General features: G+C 46.1%; 8 protein-coding genes and 1 pseudogene. 4 read left to right on the top strand and 5 right to left on the bottom strand.

All coding sequences use genetic code 11. The features are described 5' to 3' along the window. Positions 1-165 precede the first annotated feature (165 nt). Genes NDI34_RS13925 through NDI34_RS13915 form a run of 3 tightly spaced genes read right to left on the bottom strand, consistent with a single transcriptional unit; the run spans position 166 to position 6,476 of the window. Complete coding sequence (locus NDI34_RS13925) at positions 166-4,752, bottom strand: CHAT domain-containing protein (RefSeq protein WP_348232946.1); 4,587 nt, start codon at positions 4,750-4,752, stop codon at positions 166-168. Positions 4,753-4,761: 9 nt separating this feature from the next. Then, entirely contained in the window at positions 4,762-5,709 is a 948-nt protein-coding gene (locus NDI34_RS13920; RefSeq protein WP_348232945.1) for a DUF1822 family protein, read from the bottom strand. Next, positions 5,706-6,476: a hypothetical protein gene (locus tag NDI34_RS13915; protein ID WP_190412545.1), complete on the bottom strand. Its 771-nt coding sequence runs from the start codon at positions 6,474-6,476 to the stop codon at positions 5,706-5,708. The genes NDI34_RS13920 and NDI34_RS13915 overlap by 4 nt, the downstream gene beginning before the upstream one ends. A gap of 177 nt (positions 6,477-6,653) precedes the next feature. Between NDI34_RS13915 and NDI34_RS13910 the strand changes: the two genes are divergently transcribed. The 4 genes from NDI34_RS13910 (at position 6,654) to NDI34_RS13895 (ending at position 12,097) form a co-directional block, all read left to right on the top strand. Then, positions 6,654-7,334 carry an actin-binding WH2 domain-containing protein gene (locus NDI34_RS13910; RefSeq protein WP_190437145.1) on the top strand — a complete coding sequence of 227 codons (681 nt, stop codon included), beginning with the start codon at positions 6,654-6,656 and terminating at the stop codon, positions 7,332-7,334. A 50-nt stretch (positions 7,335-7,384) separates the two neighbouring features. Beyond that, entirely contained in the window at positions 7,385-8,059 is a 675-nt protein-coding gene (locus tag NDI34_RS13905; protein ID WP_348232944.1) for a hypothetical protein, read from the top strand. Between the two features lie 208 nt (positions 8,060-8,267). After that, positions 8,268-11,066, top strand: a complete 2,799-nt coding sequence (locus NDI34_RS13900) for a TIGR02921 family PEP-CTERM protein (RefSeq protein WP_348232943.1) — start codon at positions 8,268-8,270, stop codon at positions 11,064-11,066. Positions 11,067-11,236: 170 nt separating this feature from the next. Beyond that, entirely contained in the window at positions 11,237-12,097 is an 861-nt protein-coding gene (locus NDI34_RS13895; RefSeq protein ID WP_348232942.1) for an alpha/beta hydrolase, read from the top strand. 274 nt (positions 12,098-12,371) lie between these two features. Here NDI34_RS13895 and NDI34_RS13890 read toward each other — a convergent pair whose 3' ends face one another. Then, a complete protein-coding gene (locus NDI34_RS13890) occupies positions 12,372-13,286 on the bottom strand; it encodes a branched-chain amino acid transaminase (RefSeq protein WP_348232941.1) in 915 nt (304 codons plus the stop codon). Between the two features lie 155 nt (positions 13,287-13,441). Further along, positions 13,442-13,547, bottom strand: a pseudogene (locus tag NDI34_RS13885) (IS630 family transposase); the annotation flags it as partial.

Here is a 13,547-nt window from a genome sequence, read left to right as displayed (position 1 = left end):
TGATTAGTAGATAAGTGCTGTTTGAGGTCATTAATCTTGTATCAATTTGAGAGGGTCTGGCATTTCGGTGTATTCAGTTGGGGAACCGCTGATTTTAAGCCAGGAATTTGGAAGCAACAAAGAGGCAGACATAGCGATCGCAATTAACCTGGATTTTGTGCAACTTTACTGGCAAATCGACAGGCTGTTTGTTTGCAGATAATCCCGCATCCAGGCACAGTTTAGAACCAGTAGGGCATCCAGATCCAAATTCCATAAAATAATTGTGCGATCGCTACTAGCTGAAGCGATTGTTTGACCATCTGGGCTAAAACTTATCCCCAAAACGCTATCAGTATGCCCACGGAGGGTTTTGAGCAATTTCCCACTCAGGCTCCAGAGTTTCACCGTTCCGTCAGAACTGGCAGAAGCGAGAGTTTGACCATTCGGGCTGAAGCTGATGCTATTGACTCGATTGGTATGTCCGGTTAAGGTTTGGAGCAACTGACCGTTGCTCCAAAGTTTTACGATTCCATCAGCACTGGCAGAAGCGAAGGTACTACCATTGGGACTGAAGCTGACATCTAAGATACCAGCACTATGTCCCGGTAGAGTGCTGAGCAAACTTCCGTTATGCCAAAGCTTCACCGTTTCGTCAGCACTCACAGAAGCTAAAGTCTGTCCATCCGGGCTAAAACTCACGCTTGTTACCGATTCCTGATGTCCGATTAAGGTATCCAGCAGAGTTCCATCCCGATTCCAGAGTTTCACAGTTCTGTCAGCACTCGCTGAGGCTAAAGTCTGACCATCTGGACTGAAACGAACACTCAAGACACTAGCAGTATGTCCCTGGAAGGTCTTCAGAAGCGTGCCGTCTTTGTGCCACAATTTTATCGTTTTGTCAGCACTCGCTGAAGCAAACGTCTGTCCATCCGGACTGAAACTGATGCTGTAAATCTCCCCATTGTGTCCTTTGAGAATTTTTAGCAGCTTCCCGTCTTGATGCCAAAGCCTCACTGTTTTGTCGGCGCTGGCAGAAACCAAAGTCTGACCATCTGGACTAAAACTTACACCCCGCACCTCAGAATCATGCTTCTGCAAAGTGGGAAGTTTCTCAGCGTTAGGGTGCCAAAGTTTAACTGTAGTATCGGCGCTGGCAGAAGCCAAACTCTGACCATCGGGGCTGAAACTCACACTGTAAATCGAAGCGCTGTGTCCTTTGAGGGTAGAAACAAGCGTGCCATCCAGACGCCAGAGTTGCACCGTTTTGTCCGCACCGGCAGAAGCCACGGTTTGACCGTCTGGGCTAAAACTAACCGCCCAAACGAGATCCTTGTGTTCGGTGAAAGTTCTGTAGGGACGAGTTTCAAAACCTCCCAGACTCCGATTCTGACGCCAGAGTTTCACTGTAGTATCTGCGCTGGCAGAAGCCAAAGTCTGACCGTCGGGGCTGAAACTGACGCTATTAACTGAAGCGGTGTGCCCTTTTAGAATCCCTAGCAATTTACCATTGCGGTGCCACAGTCTAATTGTTTTGTCGGTGCTAGCTGTCGCTAAGGTTTGGCTGTCTGGGCTGAAGTGAATACTTGTTACCCAAGAGCGATGACCCTTTAAGGTGACAATTAGGCTGCCGTTCCGCCGCCAAAGTTTCACCGTTTTATCCGCACTGGCAGAGGCGAGAAACTGACCATCTGGGCTAAAAGCAACGCTATTGACTTTGCCAGCGTGCCCTTTGAGAGTAGTTATGAGTGTACCGTCCCGGTGCCAGAGTTTCACCGTTTTGTCATAACTTGCAGAAGCCACCATTTGGCTGTCTGGGCTGAAGCTGACGCTTTTTACTTTGTCTCGATGTCCTTCCAGCGTCGTCAACAGCCTGCCATCCCGTTGCCAAAGTTTAACTGTACCGTCATCACTCGCAGACGCGATGGTTTGACCATCCGGGCTAAAACTGAGGCTAATGACCGTTCTTTGATGTCCCTCTAGACGGTTATACTCTCTGACGCCGTAGACGGCTTGCTGTAGAACCGTTACCACTCGAATGCGGGTATCGGGTTTGGCTTCGATAGATTGTTGTAGCTGTCTACCTGCCTTTAAACTTTCCAGCAATGCTTCTAGTTCTTTATTTGAGGCTAAAAGTTCATCGGAGGAGGCACTTAAAGCATTGAGTTGAGCATCAATTTCACCCGTTTCGGCTCGCTGCCATTGCTTTGTAGCAATTCCCACTAGCAATCCTAGTCCTATCAAACCGCTCGTGAGTCCCAGGATAACTTGTCTTCGTTGGCGATCGCGTACTCTCTGCTCTCGTGCTTGCAGTGCCAAACTTGCCTGTATAAAAGTTTGCTCCGCTGAACTCAGATCCGCCGAACGTTCGGCGTACCAATGTTGGGCTTCTAATAACGGCGCACCTCGCCACAGTACACCCTCATCTTGCTGGCTATCCCATTGTCGCAAAGCTATCCGCAATCGCTCCTGCCAAGTCCGGAAGCTGCGGTCATCTTCTAGCCACTGGCGTAAGCGTTGCCACTCTCGAATCAGCGCTTCATGGACGATTTCGACGGTTTCAACCCTGGTTGCCTCATCTTGTCTGCTAACAACTAAACGTGCATCTGCTAAGCGCGTAACTAAGTTCCAATTGTCTTGTCCTACGTCGGTACGGGTGGCGATGCGGCGAGTATCGGCGGTGCCTTCACCGGGATGCACCAATTGGAGAAAGATACGCTTTGCCTGTTGCTGTTCTTCCGGTTTGAGTGCTGCATATACCTGTTCGGCATAACTAGCGAGTGCTTGTTCAACACCTCCAATGGCATCATAAGCAGCATGGGTGAGGATACCATTGGATTGTTGTTCCCACAGCAAGGTTAGGGCAAACTCCAGTAAAGGCAAAGAACCGGGTTCGCAGCTAACGGCATCTAGTATGCGCGATCGCAATCCTTCCTCGATCTGTACGCCTAAATTCTGGGCTGGTTTTGCGATCGCGGCTTGCAGTTCTAAGCGGCTCATTTGCCCTAAAAATTCTGGGGGGAAGCGTTGCAACGCAGAGGCAAAGGGGTGGTAAGAAAGGGCGTATTCGCAGAAATCCGCTCGTAAAGTGAGAATTAGGGTAAAACTGGGTATCTGGTTGACAGCAGTTAATAATTCATCTTGAAAGCGTTGACGGATTTCAGCTTCCTGACAAAGTGCGTACAATTCCTCAAACTGATCGGCAAATAAAAGCAGGTGGTCAGTTGTGGGATTTTTATCTAAAATTCGCTCTAACACAGCAATTAATGGCAAGTCACCCTGCTGAATTGCTGTTGCTAGTTTGTTGATTTCAACCAAACGATCCGTTTCACGCAACTGCGGTTCTAGTAGGGGAATCAGTTGTTCTGCCAGTTTTAAAAAAGGACGATTCCCTGGACGAAAGCTAACAATTAGCCAGTTTTCTATCTGACGCAGACGCGGAATTAAGCCTGCAAAGACTGCGGAAGATTTACCGCTACCGGAAGGGCCAATCGCAGCAACGAGTGGCTGATTATATACCGCTTTCAACAGTTTTTCAGTGAAAGCCTCCCTGCCAAAGAAAAACGGTGCATCGGCTTCTTGAAATGCAGACAAACCCCGATAGGGACAGGGGAAATCTTGCCCAGTTTGTACGGGCACGGCACTGCCGTGTCCGTACCCCTCAAGAGACCCTTTTCCTCTATCATGTAATCCTTGCCAAATTATGGGCACCGCTGTGGGATTTTGGCATATTACTGGCAACCAACTGGCGCAAGGACATCGATCCTCTAAAGCTTGCAACTGTTCTCGTGCTTCTCGCACAGAGGTATAAAAAGACTCACCCCTAGAAAAGGCAGTGAGAAAATACTTGAGAAATTCCTGAGCAACCAAGTCAGGGACTGGTTCCCGCATGACGACGATTTGGGGAATGTGGAGGCTTTCGAGGGAACGTGCTAAGCCTAGTCCATCGCAGGAGTTGAAAACTGCCAGTTGTAAGCCGCGTTCTATGGCTCTTTTCAGAGCATAGGTTAACTCGGTGATGGATAAGCGATCGCTACCATTAATTTCGATCTCGCCCGTTTCGCCACAAGCAAGGCTGGAACTATGTCCGGCAAAAAATAAGATATCCCACCCCGATGAGTCCCAAAGTTGTTGATATAACTGACGGCGTTGCGGTTCTACTAAAAAGACAATTTCTGCATCCTCAAGTAAACTTGAAAGCAACTGTCGATCTGCTTCAATATCAATCCCGTTCCCATTCCCCAAAATCGCTAAAATTCTGGGTTTTTCCCGGAATGGGGCATCAGTTTTCACCCGTTCGTAAGCAGTTGCTCCCAGCGCTACTTCTGCCTTAGGATAACGCTCGAAAAAATCCCAAAAATGCCAAGGGAGTCGTCGCAGTTGGTTGTTTTCTATTTGCAGAATCAACCGCACTGTATCGGTTGGTAATAATTTTTCGAGTAATTTTTCTCGAATGGGGCGAAATGACTCAGCTTTGAGCCAGATTGTCAAACTATCTGCTAAGGTTTGAGCAGACTGGCGGCAAGCGTCAAGTAAATCTTTTGGAGAACCCTGAATAATTTGTCCTCCTCTGTCTTCCAAGCGAAACAGGAACGACAGACTGCGATAAATAGACTGCCAGTGTTCGTATTGTTCCAGTAACTGAGGTGCTGGGGGCAATTTACCTTTGGCACGGGTGGTAACAGCATGGTTGCCTTCTCCCCGAATTTCCAGCGTTGCTATTGCTCCCTGATGCAAGTCACCATCGATATCCAAGATGACTAACTTTTCCATTGCTGCCTGCTAGATGACAAAGGCTTCTGTGATGCTAATATCTCCTAACGCTACTTTGATACTAAATTGTTCCCCCACTTGTCCGCTGAACTCATATTGCATAAAGGTATCAGTCCTGCTAGCAATAATTTCTCGGAACACTTCCCCAGATTCTGTAAGTACCATCAATTTCAGTTGAGGTGGCAGCGCCATTTGTGGATTGACAGAACGAAGTTGCAGATGAATGCCCAACCTTTCCTGATTTTCTGGCTGGATGGTGACAATTAAAACAACTGTTTTTGTTTGTAACTCAATTTGCTTTGCCCGTCTTACAGTCGATCTGCGTAATGCTAAAAGGGGCGTTTGTGGCGTCAATACCTCTTCTACTGTCTGCCAACCTGACTCGAAGAGATTTTGTAACCAGTTGTTTAAGTGCGATCGCGTCTTGTCGGGTGCATCTGACAGCGCCGATTCGAGTTGATCTAGATACTCCATCAGTGCATCCAAAGATTGCAAGTCAGCCAGTTGCAGTTCCTCTGGCGGATCGATAGTAGCAACAGCGGGAGCAAATCCAATCAGCTGTGCTTCCTGCAAGTAGACTGGTTCTGTGGGAGTAGAACGCGATCCAAACTGAACTGCCACATAGCCAACTCGATCTTGCATCACTTCTGGCGGTAGCGTAACTGATGTCTCCCCAGGCAGGACGGGACGGCACTCCAATCTACCTAAGTTAGGCAACACCAGATCCGCCACATCAAACATGGCTCGCATACCAGGATGCCAGCTGTCGCTTGAGGTGAGATCCGGCTCGTATCTCAGCCATTTTAGATAGCGGTGAACCGCCCACACAGCCAGGGTATTGAGATATACCCGTACCCCTTTTTCAGGAGTCGCTTGCTCTTGTGCAAATTGTCGCGCCAGCTGATGGGCGGTGTCGCTGAGGGGAACGTTAAGAGAAACAGGTGCGGTGCTATTCATAAGTCTTCTTCTACATTTGGTTGATAGCCCAAACTTCTAGCGATCGCTTGGAGAAGCGGGACTCCCTTGTTTTTCCAATGCCAGTTCAGGGTGTTGTAATTAATGTTGAGATCCCGTGCTACAAGAGCGAGTTTGTCGGGTGGATACTTTAAGAGCAAGCGCTGGCTGAGGATTTGGCAGTTACACTCTGGATAAGCTTGGGGATGGCAACGCCGAAGTTTGCCTTCCGGATCTCGGTCAATATATTGCTTTAGCTGAACCCCAATTCTTTGATTTTTCCGCTGTTCCTGTTCTCGCCGGGTTTGTGCTTCTATTTCTAAAAGCGTACAGGGAACTGAAGCCGCCAAGCGATCGCCAAAAGTTTCGCTCCCCTCATCCCCCAAGGGCACATCAAGCGAGAGGGGTGGTTTCCTCAGTTGTTCTTGAAATTCCGCTTGAGGATTCTTGGGATTTTTGGCGCGAGTCTGCTGGGAGGAATGCAAGTCGCGCACTTCATATTTCAGGCGTAATTTCAGGTTAATCCAAGCCACCAAACTCTTCTCTAAAGAAGGCTGTCTGGGTTCAAATTCGTGTATTTCATCAGCCAATTTCAGCAATGTATCATCCAAAGCTTCCAAGTAATCCGGGTGAGCGGATCTCGCCAATCCTGGCAATTGCTGAATTTCTATCAACAGCTGATTCATCGCTTTTCGCCAGCTAAGGCTCCCAGATGGATGCTGACGGACTGCTTCAATTAGTTTGCCTAGCCGCTCATCCCGTTCGTTCATAGCAGGGAATTAAGTAAGATTCTCTCCTCTTGCTGTCGGGTCAGCCTATCCAAACCATCTTCGCTCTTCACGGTTTTTGTAAAGTTTTGTAACAAATTTTGGGTATATCCCCACAACTTTGAGGCAGGTGCCTGAGAGATCCGTAGAGCGATACCTGAATTGATAGGAGAAGATGTCATGAATCACTTCGCAATCCTAATGTACTTTTTGCGCGATCGCCAGGAATTTCTGGAAGAGATTAGTAAAGGGATAAGAATTGAAACCAAAATTGTTTCCTTGTTAATTAGTAGTTCAGTCTTTTTTGCACTTTATGGAGCAATCATCGGCTCGTTTAGTGGCGGATTGCAAATGGTTGCTTCAGCCATTAAGCTACCAGCCTTATATTTAATCACTCTAGCTGTTTGTTTACCTAATTTATATTTCTTTGATGTAATTTCAGGCTCTAGGCGCAGCTTTGGACAATACCTGGTTTTACTATTAGCTTCAATGTCAATCATTGGGGTAATGCTTTTCAGTTTTGCACCAATCACCCTGTTTTTTCGTCTTTCCATTAACGATTATCAATTTTTTAAACTCTTGAATGTACTGGTCTTTACCATTACAGGTTTGATTGGGATTAATGTTTTTTATCGAAGCCTGATATATATCAACGAGAAAGATTCTGACAAGCCAAGTAACCGCACGGCGATGATTCGAGGCTGGTTAGTGTTATATGGCTTTGTCGGAAGCCAACTAGGATGGACGCTCAGACCCTTTTTTGGCAATCCTGGTAGCCCCTTCGAGCTATTTCGCCCTCTAGAAAGTAACTTTTACTTTCATCTTTTGAAAATAGTTTCTGACGCACTAGGTCTTCGTTAAGCACGTAACAGGAACCAACTGATATGCAAGCTGACTTAGAAAATTTACAGATGACAAAAGAAGAGCTGGAGACTTTGGTTGATTTAGATCCTAGCACTGCTCTAGCCATTGATGCTTATAGAGGGTTTATCCTCAAAAATCCCAAGCAGATGCTATCAGTTCTCCTGACGGAACTATTTCTACTCATGCTGGTCTTAATTTTTGTTATGCCAGTGAGTCTAATTTTACTTCGCAACGCTGGAAGTTTACCGGGAAATACAGATGGTGTTACCAGATTATTAATCATCATTTCTAGTATTTCTCTGTTGGGTGTCTTGATTTGGAATGCTTATTTTTGGCAACAAGTTAAACAAGTCAAATCTTTATCGAGGTTACTAGATAAAGTCGATAAGTACAATCGCGTAATTCAAGCGATCGCTCTCATCGATGAACTAGAATCAGCAAGTCGTTCACCCTCTCGCTGTAATAACCTCAGCACTAGAAAAGAAGTCATCCAAGCTTTGAGCATTACTAAAGAAACCTTGAGCAGCGCTTTACAAGCGGAAATGCTCATGAGGAAACATCGTCAATTTCTGAGCAATCATTATGAGTTATTTGCAAATCTTGAAGAAAATCTCACTTCGTTGATGTCATTTAGTCTGAACGATCGCGTAGATGAATATAGTTGTTTGCTCAATGAATCTTTGCAAATTGGGATTAGCGTACATAAGGAATTGAAGAATTAAAGAAACGCCTTAGCAAAGCATAGGCATTAGCGCTTTAGGAGGCTAAAAAAAAGAAAATGAAGATAGTTTTACGAAATATCCAGAATCGCAGTTGAAGAAATCATGGTTAATGAGAATTTAATTTCGGGTTGATTGAAACCAAAATTATCAATGGTTTATCAATCATTTTCTAAATAATCGAAAATTTGTTCCTAGGTGTACTTGCATTATGAAGAATCTGCTTCATGCCACATATCACGGCATATTTTGGTTCTGTAATATTACATTTTTGCTGGTTGTCTGCGCTGGGTATTGGCCTGCATATACAGGCGAAATCATTAAGGCTGCGTCGAATAGTCCGATCGAAAGAGAATTTTTCATTACCCTTGCAGTTCTGATTGTGATATCGATTATCTGTACGGTGCTGGGACTGCGGCGTTTCCGTAAGCAACCTTTACAGCTGATGCGTTTGTTTTATGGCGTGGAAGCACCCCTGTTTCTCCTGTGCCTACTCTTCTTTTTCCTCAGACAGGGACTCCGCCTCCGGCTTGCGGAACTCACCCCCGCTAGCGCTTTGATTTTGGGCACAGTGGGCGTTTGTATCGTTGCTTTTTACCTCGAAGTGCTATACGGCTATGCAAAACGTCATCGAGCGATCGCATGGTTGCAAATGATGGCTCACAGTCTGATGCCGGGGGTTGGTGTGTACCTAGGGTTACTGCTGCTATTTTATGCCGCACCCGCAGCCGCCTTTCTCGTGTACAACTTCTTCCAATTTCAGTGGATAAGAGACTTTTCGTATATATGGACTGCCAAAAACTGGTGGATGCCTGTCTCTTTTATGCTCTTTTGTGTGAGCGTTGTCCTATCCCTGTTCATGCCGTGGATATTGGCAAGCTACTACATTCAATCTGGGCAGCGAATCTTACGTGCTTTTGCGGCTCAGCATGGGCGAAACCGCACTGTTATTGGTTCGGGGACGGTGGTGACTGCTTGGATGATTCTGTGCCTCTCATTCAATGCCCAGCCTCAGATTCAGGCATTTAAACTGTTAGAGAACCCAGCACCATCAGACAGCGAAAAGGCAGCACTTGTAGCCAAGTCCGACTTGATTCGGGATGGACTCCTGAACGCTTACTTTTCTTCTTATCGGTATCTTGGCACTTCAGAAGAAAACAATCATATCCGCGTTATGTATGAGAGCGTTTTTGGCTTACCAGAGCTGCTTTCCCAGTTCTTCCAAGACAGCTACAATCACTTGATGTCGCCGTTCTTATACAACGGTTCCCTAAGAGATATGGAAAAAGCTGGAAAGCTGTACGCCCAGTTTTTTGACAAGCCAATTCAAAAAGCAGAACGACAAGCAATTCAACACGCTTTGCAATCTAGTGGAAATTTGGACGATGCAAAGGCAGGGTTGCTGAATATTAACCAGGAAAAGGTGTGGTTGCGATCGCAACAAGTCACCGTTAAACCACAGGGCGATTGGGCAGATGTGGAACTCTACGAAGTATATGCCAACAAAACCACTGATGTTGAGGAAATTTTCTATTCCTTTTCTTTGCCAGAAAGCGCTGCAATTACAGGAGTATGGCTGGGCGACAGCGAGAACTTAGCCAAGCGCTTCCCCTTTAAGGTTTCGCCACGCGGTGCCGCTCAGAAAGTTTATACTTCACAGGTAAGGCGCTGGCGTCCCGTCGATCCAGCTTTACTTGAGCAAGTTGGGCCACTTCAATATCGCTTGCGAGCCTTTCCCATTCCTCCCCGTTTATCACCGCAGGAACAAGCGGAGTCAGAAGATCGACCAACCGAAATGCATCTGTGGCTGACCTATAAAGTCATGCGACAACAGAAGGGGTGGGCGTTACCTCAGCTAGGCGAGAAGCGTAACATTTTTTGGAATCAGGACACCCAGCGTATCCGCAATGGAGAAGTTTTAGCACGGGTTGGTGATGAATGGTTGGAACCTTTTTTACCAGCAACTGGGCAATATCAGCCAAGTCTGCATCAGGTTAACTTGCCAGATGGCTACCAAATCTTAGCCAAGCCGTTAGCTGCAAAAAATTACTTGATGCCCCAAGGGAAGCGGTTTGCAGTCATTGTCGATGCTTCCCGGAGTATGGCAGTACACACCAAAGAACTGACGGAAACATTGAGCTGGTTGGAACAACACGGCTTTGCTGACAACATCTTCGCGAATAATGATGCTGATTTGTACATCAGTGCGTCCCCTGGTGCAAAACCGCAGCGCATCGATGATATCAGTCGCTTCAATGCCAGGAAGATGACATTCTACGGCAGCATACAACCCAAGGAAATGCTGCGGCAGTTTACGCAACTGCGAGGGAATACGTCTTACGACGGCATCTTATTGGTGACGGATGAAAGCGGTTACGAGTTATCAGACAATCGTAAAGATGTGCCAGTAATGCCTGCACCGTTGTGGATGGTGCATCTAGGATCGCTGCCACCTGCTTACGACGATGCAACTCTTAAAGCCATTCAAGACAGTGGTGGCGGTGTGTGTACTAAAATTTCCGAAGTTTTGCAGCGACAGGCAACGAAGGCAGCGTTAGGGTCATCTGTCGTCAGCGTAGTGGATGGCTATGCTTGGGTTCTGGAAAAAGCCCCGGAGAACAGTCAGAGTGCTGATACAACTCAAAAGCCCGACAGTAAAGGTTTTGAAGCTCTGGCGGCGCGGCAAATGGTTTTGGGGCTGAGCAAACAGATAAAGGGAAAGCAGATTGCTCAACTGGATGCCATTCATGCGATCGCTAAAACTTACAAAATTGTCACGCCTTACTCGTCCATGATTGTACTGGTCAATGACGAGCAACGACAGGCTCTTAAAATTGCGGAAGCTCAGAAAGACCGTTTTAATCGTTCGGTTGAAGATGGAAAAGAGCAGCTGAGGCAACAGAACAATCGTTTTAACGCTAGTGTACCCGAACCGTCTGCGATTATCGGGTTGGTAGCGATCGCCTTGTTCCTGATTCGCACTCGTCAACGTGGTATCAAACTGCAATAGATGCACGTTTCGACTGCGAGAAACAGAAGGCTCATAAGTATAGCAATTCAAGGGTTAGGTGCGATACATCAGTAAGGGCTTTTTGAATGCCATGCTTCTACAATGACATTCAAAAAGCCGCTACTGAACGTTAGAACCGCAATCTATTCCACCCAACCGAGAAACGCTCTATGCTCTATCGTAATTTCTCAACGCAAGCCGAGCTGGATGCTGAATATAACGTAGAAAAGTCAGTACCAGATTTCACTGTGTACGCAGATTTCTACGTGAAAACAAGCGCTAGCGTACGCTCTGCGTTGTACTGCAAACTCCAGGTTCCCTTTGGTCCCACCCTAGCCGAACATCTGGATATCTTTCCAGCCGCTCAACCGGATGCCCCCATCTTGGTGTTTATTCACGGTGGCTACTGGCGACTGCTCAGCAGCCAGGAATTTAGTTTAGTTGCCAAAGCACCTGTCGAAGCGGGAGTGACAGTAGTTGTTACCAACTATGCTTTGTGTCCTGCCGTAACAATGGATGAAATCGTGCGCCAGAGTCGAGCAGCGGTTGCCTGGATTTACAAAAATGCTTCTAGTTTTGGAGGCGATCGCGATCGAATTTATGTCTCTGGTCACTCGGCTGGCGGTCAACTAACAGCAATGCTGATGGCAACTGACTGGGAAGGAACCTACGGTTTACCCGCCGATATCATTAAAGGAGGCTGCGCGATTAGTGGTTTATTTGACCTGATGCCCTTTCCCTACACCTGGCTGCAACCCGCTTTACAATTAACTTGGGGAGAAGTTCTCCGCAACAGCCCCATCCTGCATATTCCCGACAAAGTTGGATCGCTGATTGTCACCTACGGCGGGGATGAATCCAAAGAATTTCAACGCCAGTCCGATGAGTTTCTAGCAGCCTGGAAAGCAAAAGGTTTACACGGCGAATATCTACCCCAACCTGGTAAAAACCACTTTACTGCCATTGATGGTTTTCTCGATGTTAATAGCGATCTGTGTACTGCTATCCTGCGACAGATGGGCGGGCGTTAAGGCGTAGCGCTTATTGAGGGTTGGTTTATGAGCGGATCTCCTCTGCTAACAAAAATGCCCTCTCTGGTGAGAGGGCAGCATTGCTTTTATGATTTGAGGAGTTTCATTGATACAAATAAAAGCGTAAGCCGTGGATGTGACGCGGGAGTGGCAATCAGATATCAATGTTGCGATCGCCTTCGAGTCTTGCCGAGGTTTCTGTTCTTTTATCCTGCGAAGGGAGTTTAGTTTGTAGAGATGAGATTGCCTTTGTCTCTCCGTCTGACGGATTTTCTTATTCAAGCGCGATCGCGTCTACCCAATCTTGATAATCGGGATCTCGATTTTCCGTAATCGCGATGAGTTTTTCTCGCAGTTTTGTAGTAATCGGTTTGCTCTCTGGTAATTGATAATTTTCAATTTTTTTGATGGGCGCAACCTTGGCAGCCGTCCCGCTCAAGAAAACTTCGTCAGCGATAAAAAGCTCTGATTTATCTACGGGTCTTTCTATCGTTTTAATTCCTAGATTTCTGGCAATTGTTAGGACGCTATCTCTGGTAATTCCTTCTAAAATATCCTGTTCAAATCCAGGGGTAATCAGTTGCCCATTTCTCACTAAAAATATATTCATCCCAGAGGCTTCGCAAATTTTTCCCTGCGAATTCATCATAATCGCCTCATCAAAGCCGGACTCTACCGCCTCAGTTTTCGCTAAGGCAGAAGTAATATATGCGGCGCTGATTTTGCCTCTAAGCGGCAAGCTGCGATCTTCTTGTCGATACCAGGAACTAATTCGACAGCTGACTCCTTCGGGAGATAAATAATCTGCTAACTCAATTCCATAAACTAAAAAGTCTTTTTCAACATTATGGAGCCTAGGAGCAATTCCTAACCCCGAAGTATATACGAGAGGGCGTATATAAAAAGACTTGCTTGGTTGATTTTTTCTAATAAAATCAACGATAGTTTCTCGAATTTTAGAGGCTGGTATATCGTAGTGTAAATACTTAGCACTATCACTTAGCCTTTGGCAATGACGGTCTAATCTAAATAGTAAAATTTGCTTGTCATTTTGAGGATCGGGAATCCCTCTTAATCCGCCAATCGCACCCGTTCCATAGTGCAAAGCTTGGGTAGCAATAGAAACTTTGGCTTCGTTGAAAGGGACAAATTTGTTCTGAAAGTAAGCAATGGGTAAAAAATTATTCATAAGCTTAAAGAAGTTTTTCCTGATGTTTTTCAATTTGCCGATTGCGCTTCTACACATTCGGCTTCCTGAACTTTCTTTCAAAATTCAAAAGGAATGTGTGTTCCGACTAAATTAGGAAATTCAAGAACGTTAGTGACTATATACTATATAAGTGCTTAAGCAAAATTAATTACATATTCGGTTCCGACTTTTTTTAGCACATTTTTGACATACTTTACTAAACTTTTCCAGTCCCGATAAGCCTCTATCTCTATCCATTCA

This window comes from Trichocoleus sp. DQ-U1, assembly GCF_039961925.1.
In the GTDB taxonomy this organism is placed as follows: Bacteria; Cyanobacteriota; Cyanobacteriia; order Cyanobacteriales; family FACHB-T130; genus FACHB-T130.
The sequence above is the reverse complement of the archived record's forward strand: the minus strand, read 5'-3'. Positions and strand labels throughout refer to the sequence as shown.